We start from the raw sequence: 15,703 nt of genomic DNA, 5'->3' as shown, positions 1-15,703 counted from the left end.
ATCATTAATCTTCTATAGCCTCGATGCCCTGTTCTTTGAGTTTAGCCAGATGATTCCTCATAGCCAGAAGCTGCTCCGGAGTATGTCCTGTCCAGTTTTCTACTTCACCGGTCACACGCAGGGGACTTTTAGTCCGGTATGATTTAGTCGGATTTCCTGGATATTTTTTGTCCATTAAGTTGGGGTCATCTTCCATAGCGCCTGTAGGTTCTACGGTATATATTCTGCCTTTTAGCTCACCCAGAGCCAGTTCAGCACCCCATACAGCAGCATCTAAAGTTGCAGTAAGGTAGACATAAAGGGACTGTTTCCGGCTTCCATAATTGGAATGAAAGCCGGCTTCGATAAGATCTCCCTTTTTAAGATCGGCCTTTGTACCGTGGTAAAATTTCTGTTCGTCAGATTTCTGTGCTGTTTGGTTATCTGTTTTCATAAGGCTCCTAAATATAATAGAGAATTTTGATTATTTATACGCTGTTTCAATTACTTCATACGCTGACGTAATTGATTTTCACGATTTACATCCCAGTATCTGCAATCTAGCTGAAGAAAGACAGAGCTATATGGAATAGTTTGATTTGTTTTTATCACAAGAACCTTAAATAGCTTTGAAGACTGATCCAATAAGCGAAACACGCTGTCGTGCGCTAATGTTTGGACTTCATTTCCTTTCATAGTTTTATTCAATTCCTTACGAAATTCCTCTACACCAGATGCTTGTAGCTCCGTAATATAGGATAATTCCTTATCCGTAAATGCTACAGGTTTAACATGGGTAGAATTATTTAGTTGTTTCATGACATAGTCCAGCACGGATGGCAGATTTTCATCTGCATAAATGTAATCGATACCACTGGATGATTGCAGGGGATATGCTTTGTCGACAACTAATATCCAGTTGCGATGACCAAGCATAGGTAGCTGTTCCTGAAGCTCCTTTTGCCAGGTTTTAGTCTGTACTTCCTGTGGTTTGTCAGAAGGAGGGGGATGGCAGCCTGATAACCCAAACACCAGACCTATACCGAGTAAGTTAGTAACTATTTTCATGACCACATTATTTTTAGAAGATCTCCTTCTTTCAAGAGCAATTCTTCTTTAAAGGATAGTTTTACTTTTTCTTCATCATTATAAACTTCTGACACATTGATTAATCTGTCATTCAGAAGGACCTTGAGCTGTGATTTTTCTAAATTTAAACCTTTTGGTTTTCCAATTCCAAAGGTGTGTAGCGGCAAATCACCATAAATCACAGAAAGTATACTTTCATTTTTTCCTGCATTCTGTTTTTGTGCATACGAACCCCAAGCAGAGGCAGTCGTGTAAGCAGCTTTAAATTCTTCGGCAGTTATTCTCGGAGCAAAGGCTAAGTATTTTTTAGGCCCATGATATTCATATCCGCATGCACTGATAAAGGTGCCATAGCTCGCCATAGCTCTTGCATAATGATCGCTGCATTCTATCTCATTGAATGGATTTCTCCTGGCAGCGTGATAGCGATCGTGAATGACGCGAGTCAATATCAGGCTCTCATCCGTCATGCCTTCTGCCATCATATGAGCAGCAACCTGATGTTCAAAACCACTCATACATTCATGAAAATATCCCAATTGCCAGGTTTCATTATTTCCATAGGCCTTTGCTTCATTTTTTGGATTGGTGTTCATTACCATTCCGCCATCACCTGGTAGTGCATAAGGTCTTCCATTGAGATGTGTTTTGATATATGGCCCTACATCCATTGTAAAATTGTAGTCCCACAAGGCTTTCAGCGCAGATAAGGTTTTTTGCTTCTCATTGATTCGGGACATTCCAAGCTGGAAAGTCCAGGCCTGTCCATAGACCTGATCGATATGACAGGTATTATAAGACCCTAGTTTTGTTCTTCCGGATACTTTGTCTGGTCTGTGTATATAGTATTCACCATTGAAAAGCTCTTTGTCCATATTAACAGAGCCCAGGTGAACATATGCCGTACAACGTTGTTGAAAATCCTTGTCTCCGACCTCTTCTGCCATATATGCACCTGCTTTTATAGCTGCAAGACTCAGCCCTACAATCCAGGCTATTTCACCTTCCCATATAGCATCAAGGGTGTTTTCCATTGGGGTATCGGTCATGCCATCTCCATTTTTATCCTGGTCGATGAGGAATTGAATAGCCTTTTTCAGATTAGTCCAGTTTCTTTTCAAAAAAGTACTGTCTCTGGACATCTGATGGTCGCGATAGAAGCGTAATATCACACCGGCCTGTCCATCTATAGCAGGTCTATGCTCATATTCTGCTCTGAAAATAATAGCACCTGACTCGGGTCTAAATCCAACACCCAGGTCAGTTGTTTCCCTCAAGTTTTGCTCCAGCTCAGGGAATATGCGTCCCATAGCCTGTCCATATTGCCAGACATGTGTACAGGTGCCCGCACATGCGCCTACCCCTTCCCAACCCCAAAAGCGTCCGGAGTTAAACCGGTATGTATTAGCTGTAGCCAAAGTGCCGATATTAACAAAAGTGCGGTCTAAAAACCAGTGCGGGAGGGTGGAGTCGTTCCAAGCTTTAGCCCATTGCAAGGTGGTTTTATTCAGGAATTCGTTGTTTTCGTTATAATAACGGAGTACTGCATGTGCATCTTCGAATCGCTTTCCATACCAATAACCTTCCTGTGCATCTTTCAGGCGTTCCCGCAATTTTGGGTGAGGATTGTTAAAGTGCCAGCTTACAGCATATGAAACAGAGGTCGTATCAGTTGGCTGGATTTCACGTTTGACGGATAAGCTTCCAACCTGTAAATCTGCAAAACTGACATTATTGTTGTTAACTGTCTTCATTAATTGAATAGGTGCAATAGGCCAGGATGGTACGTTGCATGCTGCAACAGCTTCAGATGTATTGCAAAAGAGTCCCATTGTTCCATTATCTCCATCCTGAAGATCCTTATCCGGTACCAGGTCGCAAGTAAATAAAATGGATTGGGCATTTTTCATTGGTCTTGCAGTTGCAACTTTACGGACCGTATCATAATCCTTACGGTTTTTATGTACTCCGTTTTCTAACCAGCCGCTGATTATCACTTCGAGAGATTGTGGTGTTTTGTTCTTAATATCCAGATGAAATGAAGTTAATGGTAAAGCTGAATTATCGGCATTCAAAGGGATAAATGGAGAAAATGCGGTCATTACAACTTCTACCGGGAAACTTTCGCTGCTGTAAGTTACTTTACAGATTGGGTAAGAAGGTTCAAATGTGATTTCGTCCCAGTGGTCTTCCCGAAGTTCTTTTACCCATTGTTTTCCATTATAATTAACTGATATAGCAAATCCCTGCTCTAAAATCCGGAGGTTATCGGCAATAGCAGGTTCAATATATGCTGCTCCGTCCCGGGGACGTATGTTAACCTGTTCCTTACCATTGTTCCATTTCACAGTTTTTGTTTCTATACCTTCCTTTGTTTCTTCGTAAGTTTCATTATATATCTGCCATAACCATAGCCTGCCATCACCACCGATATAAACTGTTCCGGCATGTAACCCACCGACAGGCATTCCAATATATCTCAACTCATTTTTGGATTTACGATATTTGATTGATTCCCCGCGTTCATACAATGAAGATAACCATGCAGCATCTATATTCTTTTCCACTGGAATATTATGTACAGGCTGTTGCCAACCGAATATACTGGTGGACCATGCCGGGAATTGTGTGGCGAATACACCTAAACCTATTAAGCCTGAATTTTTTACAAAGTCTCTTCTGTTCATATCTTATTAAATGTTAGCATCTGCTAAGTAAATGATTCGGGTATTAGCCAGATCTGGTGCAGACTTTTGAAATGGCTTAATCAGTCATAAAAATAAAAAATAATTAACATGTTAATGTAACAGATATGATTGGTTTTCAATCTCTTATTTAGGTAGTTTTCTCTCTTTTTCAAGGAAAGGTACTGTTTATTGTAAGGGTTAAAAGCGCTTACAAAGCAGACATGGTTAAATTGTTGTTGAGGACAGCAACAAACGTACACAACGCGTTTGCAGGTGTCCTCACCTGCAACACAACAGGGACACAAGCACCGCTACGCTCATGCTTGCGCCAGATAAATGACAACAGTTAAGGCAGGTCAATTCTCTCCTTTTCAAGGAGAGATGCCCGCAGGGCAGAGAGGTTAAAAGCAATTATAAAGCAGACATTGTTAAATTGTTGGTAGGGACAGCAACAAACGAACACAACACGTTTGCAGGTGTCCTCACCTGCAACAATGCAAAGGCACAAGCACCGTTACGCTAATGCTTGCACAATATGAATCTCAGAGGTTTAGCCAGATTAATTCTCTCCTTTTCAAGGAGAGATGCCCGCAGGGCAGAGAGGTTAATATACATTTATAACGGGTTACTATATTTTACAGTTGGTGGGGACACCAACTGACGCTTCATATGCGTTTGCAGGTGTCCTCACCTGCTACAATGCAAAGGCACAAGCACCGCTACGCTTATGCTTGCGCCAGATGATTTTTTAAGTGAAAAATAATTTATATTAAATATTTTTTTAATTTTAGTGTTTTCTTTCTCTTTTATTTGTTTTACACATGTTAATTTTTCTTTAAAAAATTTTTAATTTCTATAATAAACTATTTTTAACATCTTTTATTTGTTACATTCGCTTAGGTTATATAAATATTATAAATGTAAATTTAAATGATTGTAATTATGAAAATTAAAGAATTAACAATTGCTTTATTAGGACTGTCTTTGATGGCATCATGTAAAAACGAAGTGATAAAACCTACAGAAGATGTAAAAGTTGTTGATGATCAGGAGGTTTTAAAATTAAAGAACTTTTATGGTGAAATAGCAAATATTTCTACGGATAGTGTTGCCTATAATGCTGATAAGGATTATTTTGTGATAGCTGGAAGAGAGTCTATTGAGCCCAGAGAAGAGCTTGCATTAGCTTTCATGCAAGCACAATCCTTTAGCGCGGCTTCAAATAACTTATATGCTCCTGGACATCCACAATATGCAGGTTATCCAACAAGTTGGTATTATAACTTTGTTTTTAAGAAAAAACAGCCAGCTACGGTTATTAATACAGAATATTATAGTGGATCTATCATTAAAGCAGGAGCAACTTTGATGTTTCCATTCACATTAACTAGTCCTAATGGACAATTTTCTTTGCTTGCCCAAGTTGATGGTAACTTAGTGATTCGCAATAATGGAAATGGGAAAATTTTATGGGATTCGGGTTCATACAGGAAATATGGAACAAGACAAAGTTATCAAATGAGATTTCAAAATGATGGCAATCTTGTTATTTACTCTAATAAAGATGGGATATTCGGAGATGTGGTATGGACTACAGACAATTTATTTGTACCACAAGGTGACCCCGGTCTTAATGCTATAAGGAACAATGCTATGTATGTGTTGCAAGATGACGGAAACTTAGTCCTTTACTTCGCTATCAATTCATCATTTACTCCTACACGAGATATAATAGCTCAGCCAATAGCTGAAACTAAAACGTGGGGCGGCCGTATTTCAACACATTGGAATCAGATTAAGTAACTGTATTTTAATTTGATATGGTATAGGTTGTAACAGTCTATATCATATCAAATTTACAAACCACTTACGGATTCTTTCTCCAAATTTTATCTGAGGCAGGCAGATATTCCGGTAAAGCAGCTGATCCGTACCAGTTAAATAGCTCAATATCCAACAGGCCGGCTTTTACAGCTGGATCTGTTTGCAGTATTTCTTTTGCTTCATCAAGGGAATTGATATTGTTTAAGATAAAAATACCCCGGTAATTGCTTGTGTTTTTGCCCAAAGGACCGGCTACAATTAGCTTTCCCTGTTCGACCAGCCGATTGATATTTTGAAGATGTCCTCTAAAGCTTTCATTGATAAAAATCTTGTCAGTTGTGTTGTTTGTACCTGTTTTCAATACAACAAGTATATACTTTTTCATTCCGAAATCATCTCCGCCCAGTTTTTTTGCAAGTATTGCATCATAATTCTTGTTGGACGTCGCTGTATCTTGCTCTAAAGTAGTTGAATAAGTCAGTTTATGCATCTTAAATGCAGACTCTTTCTGTTTCAGGTCAGAGATCCGTACTTCCACTTCCATATCGGATAGCTTCTTGTAGGTAATCTGTTTAGGAAAATCATGTTTAAGATTTTCAAAGATTAACTCTCCATCCTTTTTTTTCATCGTAAAAGAAACTGGTTTTCCCAGATTTTGATTGACTACAGTCGCGGTATACATAAGGTTATCCTTTATCTGTGTCAGTTCCAGATATTCTGTTACGTTCATCTGGCCATCTTTCATCTTATACGAAAACCCTTTCAGCGTATTATCATTCAGCTGATCCCAATGTTCATAAACTTCTGCATTATCTACTTTCCACGTTCCTTTTAAAAAAACAGGCAGGAGCGATTGACCAAAGGATGGTACCACAAAGAACCAAAATATAAGTGCTAGAATTGCTTTCATAACATAGGATTATGGTGTGCAATTTATAAATATTTTGTGGTTTAAAAATTTATACCTTCATTTTTGAATCAGGTATATCTTAAATTTAATCCATTTCTAATTCTGAATATATCCTTTGCTGAGTAATTCAGTTAATCCTTTTCTTGCGGTATTATTAGGCAGATCTTTTATGATTCGCAGCAGTATAGGAGCGGCTTCTTTTTGTTCTTCCTTCGTTTTGAAAGCGTTCTGAAAGCAGGCAAATGTTTCCTGCATATATCCGAATTCTTCTGTACTCTGTTGAAATTCTTTATCACTGTATACTTTTCCCTTTTCAAAAAGGTCATTAAACCGGGAGGTCAATGTCTGGAGTTGTTCCTGATTTATATGTCTGTCTTTATGAAGATAAGCAGCTATAAAAAGTCGGAGGGAAGCAAAATACTCAACTGCTTTAACCTTCTGTAGTTCCTGACCACTAAGATTCCCTTTATCGTTCATAAGGTTGTTTGCAGACTCCAAAGCACCGGAGTAATCTTTCAGGGTATAATACTGAAACTGTATTTTTTCTACAGGGCTGGCATCTGCTATTAAACTGTTGAACAATTTATTACATATTATGGCAGAATAACCATAGATACTGCAGATATTTTCATCTTTAAAAAAGGAATTCACGGTTTTAGTTCTTGCCATTTCATCTGCTGACTGACTTGCCCACAGTTCTTTTAATCTGGCAATGTATATATCAATTTCTTGCTCACTTAAATCCGGAGAAGTCAGTCTGAATGCATAAGCAATTACAAGTCGTCCCTTTTCATCTTCGGCATCTAATGTGACGAAATCATCATTAGCGTCATAATTAGTCAAAAACTGTTCGTAGCTGTCTATACATTGCTGATATAACTTTTTGGCCATATAGCATCTTCCGTATAAGGTGAGAAATGCATTGTTTTTTTCTACTGTTGCATTATCCATTATTTTCAGACATTCATCATATTTTCCCAGATTCTGAGCCATAGATGCAGCATTCCAGAGTTGGATGCCGGAATCTTCCATGATGGAATATGCTTTTATTGCATATTCGTATGCTTTTTCGTTGTCCTGGAGATTGGAGTAGCAGGCTGACAGATTGGTATAGTATAACGCAATATTTTCTTTGTCTTCAGGATCACAGTACAAGGCGGCCAGACGGAATCTTTCTTTAGCTTTTTGAAAATCATTTAGTTCATACTGACATAAGCCTGCTTTGCATAACAGGTAGCTGTTATTTTCTTCCTGCAGTAAGAGCTTTTCATACGCCTGCAGAGCTTTTGTGAATTCTTTTTCTTCATAGAGACTGTCTGCAGCAGAAACCGTCCATGTATTTTGAGCGGTCAGTGAAAGGCTAATAAACAGAAAAAAGAAAAGAAGGGAATATTTAATCATCATCATAATAATTACTTGCGCAGGATTTTTTCCATAGCCTTCCCTTTTGCCAGTTCATCTATGAGCTTATCCAGGTAACGTACCTTTTGCATAAGCTGATCTTCGATCTCTTCGACCCGATATCCGCAGATGACTCCTGTTATTTTGGAAACATTAGGATTGAGCATTGGTGCCTCAGCAAAAAAAGCTTCAAAATTGGTTTTATTATCGATCTGCTTTTGCAGCGCTTCAGGGCTATAGCCTGTAAGCCAGCAGATGATTTCATCCACTTCAGCTTTTGTGCGGCCTTTTTTCTCTGCTTTTTGAATATAGTGCGGATATACTCCTGCAAATGACATTTTATATACTCTTGAATTATCCATGTTGAATAGCTATTTGATGTCGTTCATTAAAAATAGTTGTTCCATATTAGGAGTTTTTTAAGGTAGCCAGTTCCTGCAGTGCATTATCCAACCACTTCTCGTACCAGTCCAGGAATTGAATTCGTTCTGTATTACCTAATTCTACAGAAGGGTAGAGGCCGGCATCATTTGTCCGGTCATCTGTCCAAATATTTCCTTTTTCATGTCCGTTTACAATCAGGCTTATATAAACTCCACAACCATAATCAGCTATATATAATCGACCGTAATCGTGTTCTTCCGCACCAATAAGTTCCCACTTCTCATCAAATAACTTTTCTTCCAGTTCTTCATCTCCTGCTTCATATGCCTCCTCTATACGATCGTACAACGCTTCTAATTCCTCTTCGACATTCCATGCTTCTGAATGAGGAAAAGGTTTGGAGAGATTAAAATAAGTAACATTACCGGCATTATCCGAAAGATTTATACGGCTTTCCTGCAAAGGAAATAGTCCGTAGAATGGACCCGCTCCGCCATTTCCCAACTGTGTCAGAAACAGTACATAATCCTCAGGTAAAGCTACCTCATTTTCGGATTCAAATGCTCTGATTTCAACCATAGATAACGGTGCTTGTAAGGTATATGCATGATTATCGGCTCCAAACAGTTCCAAATTAGTATCTGTTTCCTTTAACTGCTGTAATTTGGTTCGTATTCTTTCAATTTGCATAAATCATTCATTTTGAAATCTAAATATAAGGAATTTACTAAAGCAGATCGGCAGACAATGATGTGTATGAATTGCATCAGACTTTAAAAGAATTAGTTCACAGGTTTGGCATCCTGTGAACTATCTTCATCACAATTTTTAGATCACTAGTGATCTAAAAGCCACTTTACACCAACAACAAGCATAATAATGACAGCTACAATATATTTAATTTTAATAACCTGACTTTTTCTGTAGCTTATGTAAATTCCTGCTGCCATAATCACAGCTATGGCAATAATGAACCATCCAAAATTAGACGCATCCCCAAGTTCTATTTGCATAATGAATATAATTTAGGTTAATAGTATATTTTTATGTTAGTCTTTCTGAATAGTGACATTCGTTAGCTGATAAGCGAAATTATCAGCTCTTCTGTCTCCTTCTTCTTTTTTAAGTTCATTGTATGAGACCGTTCCTGTGATCTTAAACTGCGTATGCTCATCCAGATTGTATTTGTTTCCGTCTTTATCGTAAACATAAAAATCTTTAAGGGTATAATTTTTCTGATCATCAGCGACATCCATTACGACCGTGTTTTTGTCTGTCCCGATTGGTAAAACAACATCTGTCACAATAAATTTTTCAGAACTTATAGCGTGAGGTTTCACGACAAAGTGCATTCCTAGTGTTTTTGACCTGCCGGAAGAAAAAGTAAAAGTCGGTGCATCGAATTCACCGGTTAGTTCTATTGTCTTGTTTTGATTTTCATAATTAGACTCCAGTGCTTTCACAGTATCTACAGATGAACCGTTGCAGGAAGATAGCCATACAGCACCTACTGCTGTAATAAATAAAGCCGGGAAAATAGATTTTGTTTTCATATTATATTAGCTTTCAGTTGTTTATAGTATCAAATATAGTAAACAAATAAACGTGAAATACTGCTGTTTAAAATTTGCAGCGGTTGGACTAATATTCGTATGAAAAACAGTTTTTTTTGTGAGAGGTTACAATAGGGCTAGAGAAGTATTGTAACCTATAAACATTTTCAATCTCGTGCTCTGAAACAGGTTTATTGAAAACAGTTGGCGGGGGCGCCAACTTACGCAATAGTTCTTTTTGAATTATTACTCTCCTGCACAGATAACCGGATAAGCTATCTACATCTTCTTTAAGATCTTTTCGAATGTATTCATATTGCGGGAAGTAAACGTACTCTTCATATCTTTCCTTCCTAATATCTTTCCGAATTCAGAATCGAGGGTATTTCCTTTAGGAACTTTCCAGTAAAAATTATTTCTGACAATACGACCTTCTTCACGTTCTGCTTTTGCAGATTTTTGAAAAGCTGCCATTAATGAATTTTCAATTTCTTCGATTCCGACAAAACTGTAAATGTGTACATCAGCCTCCGTTTCAAATGGATTCTGTCCGGTAATGGTTCCGATTTCGGATTTGTTTTTTACAAATAAAAAAGCTTCATAAGCGAAATGATCGGATAGTGCTTTTTCCAATACAACCTTTATATCATCAGCTTTTTCTTCTGTTGTAAATAGTATATTGCCGGAAGCCAGCACAGAGGATACATTTTTGACTCCTGCTTTTGCAAATACAGCGCAGACATCCGCCATTTTCATAGCGGTACCTTTGACATTTACACCTCGCAGAAATGCACAATGTGTAGGTTTTATATCCGATAAAGGTTTTTTTGTCATATTTATGGCTTAACCCTGTTCTTTATTTTTATTATTCTATTGTACTAAAAGCGCATTAGCAATATAAACGGTTTGGTATACCTTTATCAGGAGACTAATAGTTTGTCCGTCGCAATCTTACTTAAGACAACAGGTTTACCTTCCTGAATACTTACCGTCATGTTGCCATCGAATGTTTCTTTGCTCTGCACCTTTATCTCAGCTGCGAGATGGATGTTTTTAGAATTCAGGTATTGTAAAAACTCCTGAGAGGAATCTCCGATCGCCATTAAGCGTACTGTAGAGCCGGAAGCAATCTCTGTAAGTGATTTATATTTTGGAGTTATGACCTTTCCATTGACATCCGGTATAGGAGAGCCGTGCGGATCAAATTTGGGAAATCCCAGTAATTCATCCATTTTATCAAAAAACTTGGTCGATTGTATATGTTCGATCTGTTCCGCAATCTCGTGTACTTCTTCCCATCCGAAGCCCATCATTCTGGCAAGGAACATCTCAGTCAACCGATGTTTACGTAAGATCATAGAAGCCTCTTTTTTGCCCAGAGCTGTCAGCCGAATCGGTTTGTAGCTTTCATAGTGTACCAGACCCTTTTCTGCAAATTTCTTGATCATACCATTGACCGTAGGCATTTTCAGATTGAGCCGCTTGCTCAATTCATTGATACTGACCTCTCCGTGACTATTTTCAAGGGATAACATGGATTTGAGATAATTCTCTTCTGCAGCTGAATACATATTCAAAAATACAAAAAATATAAATACACAGAATATCAGCATTGTTAGTTTTTGATAAAATATTTGTTAGTCTATACTAACTTTGTATATTTGCAATAACTAATATTTATGAAAATGCAAATGAAAACAATTAAAATAAATCTTATGCTCGGCTTATGGAGTCTCGTTCAGCTATCTTTCGGACAGAGTGGAACAGTAAAGGGTAGAATCCGAGATCAGCAGGGTAATCCGATGAATGCAGCGAGTGTGCGTATATTGAAACAGGAGGGAGGTACATTAACAGATTCGTCAGGAAATTTTTATCTCCCCAATATTCCTTTCGGTAACTGGCAACTGCAGGTTACATCTACCGGATTTAACCCTCAGCTTGAAACATTAATATTGAATAAAGATCATCCTGATGCAGACCTCCGGCTCGTACTGAGCCAAACAGATGCCACATTGGAAGAAGTTGTCGTGACAGGTACTATGCGTACTGTAAGACGACTGGACAGTCCTATACCAGTGGAAGTATTTACACCGGCATATTTTAAAAAAAATCCAACTCCGAGTCTTTTTGATGCTGTGGGCATGATCAATGGGGTGAAACCTCAGCTGAACTGTAATGTATGCAATACGGGTGATATCCATATCAATGGAATGGAAGGCCCATATACCATGATTCTGATCGATGGAATGCCCATTGTAAGTGCTTTATCTACTGTCTATGGTCTGAGCGGTATACCGAATAGTCTCGTTGAACGTCTGGAAGTAGTCAAAGGGCCAGCTTCCTCTTTATATGGTTCTGAAGCTATGGGAGGTATTATCAATGTCATTACCAAAAATCCTGCACATGCACCCCGCTTTACGCTGGATCTGTTTGGTACGACCTGGGGAGAAGGGAGTTTTGACGGAGGGACTTCTTTCAGAGCTGGAAAGGCTACTTCGATGCTGGGCGTTAATTATTATAATTTTCAACAAAAAACGGATCACAATAAGGACAATTTCACAGATATGACCTTACAAAACAGAGTCTCGGTTTTCAACAAATGGAAGTTTGACAGAAAGGATAATAAACTGACCAGCATAGCCGCACGATATGTGTATGAAGACCGATGGGGAGGAGAGATGAACTGGAATAAGTCCTACAGAGGCAGCAGCGATGTATACGGAGAAAGTATATACACCCGCAGGGCAGAAGTAATCGGAATCTACGAGTTGCCTTTAGCAGAAAAGATCACTACGCAGTTTTCGTATAACTGGCACGATCAGAACTCCTGGTATGGTGATTCTCCTTATATGGCCACACAGAAAGTAGGATTTGTGCAGGCTTACTGGGACAAAGAGATCATACCCGATCATAACTTCCTGTTAGGTGCATCTTACCGCTATACCTGGTATGATGATAATACGCCGGCTACAGCATCCAAAGACGGAGCGCATAATCAGCCTGCCACCACGCCATTGCCGGGTGTATTTATTCAGGATGAGTGGAAGGTGAGCGATAAACATACTGTTTTATTAGGATATCGTTTTGACCATGATCAACATCACGGGAGTGTACATTCACCACGCATAGCCTATAAACTATCACCGGATAACAAGCAGACTATACGTGCCAGTTTCGGAACCGGATTCAGAGTGGTCAATCTCTTTACAGAAGACCATGCAGCCCTTACTGGTGCCCGTGAAGTGGTGATAGCAGAACAGCTGAACCCGGAACGCTCTTATAACAGCAATCTGAACTACAATCTGCGTGTGGCTGATGAAAACTTTTTTATGGGGCTGGATATAACCGGATTCTACTCTTACTTTACAAACAAGATTACAGGTGATTTTGATACGGATCCCAATAAGATTATTTATCAGAACCTGCGTGGACACGCAATTTCAAATGGTATTTCTGTCAATACAGACTTCAAATTTAATTTTCCTTTAAAGATTATGGCTGGTGTTACGTTGATGGACGTCTATCAGAAACAAAGAAATGAACAAGAACAAATGCAACGCGTACAGCAATTGCATGCACCGAAATGGTCCGGTAATTTCATAGGGACCTATTCTTTGCCTAAAGGTTATGTTGTGGATCTTACAGCCAACTGGACAGGACCTATGCGCTTACCTGTACAGCCTGATGATTACCGGCCTGAGTATTCACCATGGTTTTGTATTGCTAATATTCAGGCAACAAAATCACTGAAGAATGGGGTGGAAATCTATGGCGGAATAAAGAATCTTTTCAATTTTGTGCCGAAATATCCGCTGATGAGACCCTTTGATCCATTTGATAAGACGGTGGATGATCCCGTGAATAATCCATATGGGTACACCTTTGATACCGAATATAACTATGCTTCCATGCAGGGTATCCGTGGTTTTCTGGGCATCCGCTACAATATATTTAAATAATTTTATATAAATGAATAATAGTATTCTATATAAAGTAATAGTGTATGCTTTGATGATGCTTTCCCTGCACGCAGAAGGACAGTTGAAGAGCATTCCTGTTCAGAATATACCGGATAGTGTGCAGGCAAATGGAAAACCCGCTATCCTGTTGATCAGCACGGACGACTGCGGATATTGCCGTATGCAACGGCAACAGTTACAACACAGAACAGACGTACTACAATTGATGAGGGAGTTTAATTACGCCACTTTAGATGCCGGAATAAAAGAGAATATAGTGTTTAATAAACAGCTCTACCGCTATAAATCTCAGGAACATGTGCACGAATTAGCAGAATACCTGGGTATGGATGAGAAAGGGCACTTGTCTTATCCCTGCTGGATTATACTCAATAAGAACTATGATATTATATTCAGATATCAGGGTTTGTTAGCACCTGCAGATCTGAAGAATGTATTAGAAAAATCAAGAGAAATAAATTAATCATTATACAATGGAATATGTACTGCAAGTGTTGGAAAATGAAAGAAAACAACTTCGTAAAATACTGTATGAAGAAGATCTGATGAGAAGAAATATGAAAAAAGCTACTTTTGCAATGAAAAATATCAGAAATCTGGAGATTGCCATCAAATTATTGAAAAATAAATTAAAAAACTGACGGCAATATGAATACGAATATTTGTTTGAAAATCGAAGCCGAATGGCAGCATTTGACCGGATATGCAAATACAGATTTCCACAACGGAGCATTTAAGGAAGCATTGAAAAGTTATCAGTTGGCACTCGATAAGGCCGTACAATTGACTCATGAAGAGAAATCATGTAGTTTTGCTGAAATTCCATATATTCAGATCTACATTATTTCAATTAACAACCTGGTGCATACATATGAAGAGCTTGGGCAGTATGTCAAGTGTAAAGAATTGCTGAAGCGTGTGGTCGATTATCTGAGCTATATCAGGCAAAATGAAATTACAGACCAGCTCGTTGCCGGACTGGAATTAAGAAGGGCGCAGGGATATTATCATATGATGTCTACACGATTGGATCAGTTGCATAAACAGAAATAAATAAAAACATAAGTCATACAATGGACGAATTAATAAGTTATTTATCCGGTATAGACCCGGTATTAGCGGCTCTTTATGCCGGATTGTTTACCTGGGGAGTTACAGCAGCAGGAGCTGCATTGGTATATCTTTTTAAAGATGTAAACAAGAAGTTGCTGAATGGTATGCTTGGATTCACAGGAGGAGTGATGGTGGCGGCGAGTTTCTGGAGTCTGCTTAGTCCGGCTATAGAAATGAGTGGAGGAAGCGGATTTTCCAAAGTTGCGCCTGCAGCAATCGGTTTTGTGCTGGGGGCATTATTTATATTCGGACTGGACAAGCTGATGCCTCATTTACACATCAACTTTAAGCAATCTGAAGGCCCTAAGTCATCTCTTCAGCGGACCACTTTGCTGACAATTGCTATAGCGTTGCACAATATTCCTGAAGGATTGGCTGTGGGTGTGCTTTTCGGTGGAGTCGCCGCAGGAGTTCCTGAGGCCAGTATTGGTGGTGCTGTATTGTTGGCTATGGGAATCGGTTTACAGAATTTTCCGGAAGGAATAGCGGTGTCTATGCCGCTGAGAAGAATGGGATTGTCCCGTTGGAAAAGTTTTACATACGGACAGCTATCAGCTATTGTCGAACCTGTATTTGCGGTGTTGGGCGCTATGGCAGTAGGTTTTTTTATGCCTATACTTCCATATGCACTGTCATTTGCAGCAGGAGCAATGATCTTTGTCGTGATCGAGGAAGTGATACCAGAGACACAGCAGGAACAACATTCGGATATTCCAATTCTGGGATTTGTGATCGGATTTGTAATAATGATGATGCTGGATGTGGCGCTTTCCTGAGGACATC

17 protein-coding genes are annotated in these 15,703 nt (G+C 38.9%); 6 read left to right on the top strand and 11 right to left on the bottom strand.

Annotation, left to right across the window (positions count from 1 at the left end; genetic code table 11):
- Positions 1-4: 4 nt before the first annotated feature.
- The 3 genes from arr to B4B65_RS13710 are packed head-to-tail and all read right to left on the bottom strand — an operon-like array spanning position 5 to position 3,755.
- Complete coding sequence (arr, locus tag B4B65_RS13720) at positions 5-433, bottom strand: NAD(+)--rifampin ADP-ribosyltransferase (RefSeq protein WP_293916143.1); 429 nt, start codon at positions 431-433, stop codon at positions 5-7.
- Between the two features lie 50 nt (positions 434-483).
- The gene (locus B4B65_RS13715; protein ID WP_293916142.1) at positions 484-1,047 is read right to left on the bottom strand and encodes an RbsD/FucU domain-containing protein; all 564 of its coding nucleotides are present in this window, start codon (positions 1,045-1,047) and stop codon (positions 484-486) included.
- A complete protein-coding gene (locus tag B4B65_RS13710) occupies positions 1,044-3,755 on the bottom strand; it encodes a GH116 family glycosyl hydrolase (RefSeq protein WP_293916141.1) in 2,712 nt (903 codons plus the stop codon). Before B4B65_RS13710 ends, B4B65_RS13715 begins: the two co-directional genes overlap by 4 nt.
- A 942-nt stretch (positions 3,756-4,697) precedes the next feature.
- Between B4B65_RS13710 and B4B65_RS13705 the strand changes: the two genes are divergently transcribed.
- Entirely contained in the window at positions 4,698-5,558 is an 861-nt protein-coding gene (locus B4B65_RS13705; protein ID WP_293916140.1) for a hypothetical protein, read from the top strand.
- Between the two features lie 64 nt (positions 5,559-5,622).
- Here B4B65_RS13705 and B4B65_RS13700 read toward each other — a convergent pair whose 3' ends face one another.
- The 8 genes from B4B65_RS13700 to B4B65_RS13665 all read right to left on the bottom strand — a co-directional run bounded on the left by B4B65_RS13700 (position 5,623) and on the right by B4B65_RS13665 (position 11,398).
- Positions 5,623-6,489, bottom strand: a complete 867-nt coding sequence (locus B4B65_RS13700) for a DUF6265 family protein (RefSeq protein ID WP_293916139.1) — start codon at positions 6,487-6,489, stop codon at positions 5,623-5,625.
- Positions 6,490-6,585: 96 nt separating this feature from the next.
- Positions 6,586-7,896: a tetratricopeptide repeat protein gene (locus B4B65_RS13695; RefSeq protein ID WP_293916138.1), complete on the bottom strand. Its 1,311-nt coding sequence runs from the start codon at positions 7,894-7,896 to the stop codon at positions 6,586-6,588.
- A gap of 5 nt (positions 7,897-7,901) precedes the next feature.
- Positions 7,902-8,252: a DUF2200 domain-containing protein gene (locus B4B65_RS13690; protein WP_293916137.1), complete on the bottom strand. Its 351-nt coding sequence runs from the start codon at positions 8,250-8,252 to the stop codon at positions 7,902-7,904.
- A 46-nt stretch (positions 8,253-8,298) separates the two neighbouring features.
- Positions 8,299-8,964, bottom strand: a complete 666-nt coding sequence (locus B4B65_RS13685) for an SMI1/KNR4 family protein (RefSeq protein ID WP_293916136.1) — start codon at positions 8,962-8,964, stop codon at positions 8,299-8,301.
- Between the two features lie 146 nt (positions 8,965-9,110).
- Positions 9,111-9,287: a hypothetical protein gene (locus B4B65_RS13680; RefSeq protein ID WP_293916135.1), complete on the bottom strand. Its 177-nt coding sequence runs from the start codon at positions 9,285-9,287 to the stop codon at positions 9,111-9,113.
- 36 nt (positions 9,288-9,323) lie between these two features.
- Positions 9,324-9,827: a hypothetical protein gene (locus B4B65_RS13675; RefSeq protein WP_293916134.1), complete on the bottom strand. Its 504-nt coding sequence runs from the start codon at positions 9,825-9,827 to the stop codon at positions 9,324-9,326.
- A 279-nt stretch (positions 9,828-10,106) separates the two neighbouring features.
- The gene (locus B4B65_RS13670) at positions 10,107-10,661 is read right to left on the bottom strand and encodes a DUF1697 domain-containing protein (RefSeq protein ID WP_293916133.1); all 555 of its coding nucleotides are present in this window, start codon (positions 10,659-10,661) and stop codon (positions 10,107-10,109) included.
- Between the two features lie 86 nt (positions 10,662-10,747).
- Positions 10,748-11,398, bottom strand: coding sequence for a metal-dependent transcriptional regulator (locus B4B65_RS13665; RefSeq protein WP_293916132.1), 651 nt, complete (start codon positions 11,396-11,398; stop codon positions 10,748-10,750).
- A gap of 120 nt (positions 11,399-11,518) precedes the next feature.
- On the opposite strand from B4B65_RS13665, the gene B4B65_RS13660 reads away from it, so the two are divergent.
- Genes B4B65_RS13660 through B4B65_RS13640 form a run of 5 tightly spaced genes read left to right on the top strand, consistent with a single transcriptional unit; the run spans position 11,519 to position 15,696 of the window.
- The gene (locus B4B65_RS13660; RefSeq protein ID WP_293916131.1) at positions 11,519-13,786 is read left to right on the top strand and encodes a TonB-dependent receptor; all 2,268 of its coding nucleotides are present in this window, start codon (positions 11,519-11,521) and stop codon (positions 13,784-13,786) included.
- 10 nt (positions 13,787-13,796) lie between these two features.
- Positions 13,797-14,270 (top strand): thioredoxin fold domain-containing protein, encoded by a 474-nt coding sequence (locus B4B65_RS13655; protein WP_293916130.1) that lies wholly within the window; start codon positions 13,797-13,799, stop codon positions 14,268-14,270.
- 10 nt (positions 14,271-14,280) lie between these two features.
- On the top strand, positions 14,281-14,448 hold the full coding sequence (locus tag B4B65_RS13650) for a hypothetical protein (protein ID WP_201679549.1): 168 nt from the start codon (positions 14,281-14,283) through the stop codon (positions 14,446-14,448).
- A gap of 7 nt (positions 14,449-14,455) precedes the next feature.
- Positions 14,456-14,860 carry a hypothetical protein gene (locus B4B65_RS13645; protein WP_293916129.1) on the top strand — a complete coding sequence of 135 codons (405 nt, stop codon included), beginning with the start codon at positions 14,456-14,458 and terminating at the stop codon, positions 14,858-14,860.
- Positions 14,861-14,880: 20 nt separating this feature from the next.
- Positions 14,881-15,696 (top strand): ZIP family metal transporter, encoded by an 816-nt coding sequence (locus B4B65_RS13640; protein ID WP_201679547.1) that lies wholly within the window; start codon positions 14,881-14,883, stop codon positions 15,694-15,696.
- The last annotated feature ends 7 nt before the right edge of the window (positions 15,697-15,703 follow it).

The organism is Sphingobacterium sp. UBA5789, from assembly GCF_002418355.1.
Lineage (GTDB): Bacteria > Bacteroidota > Bacteroidia > Sphingobacteriales > Sphingobacteriaceae > Sphingobacterium.
This window is presented reverse-complemented; position numbering and strand designations above follow the sequence as displayed.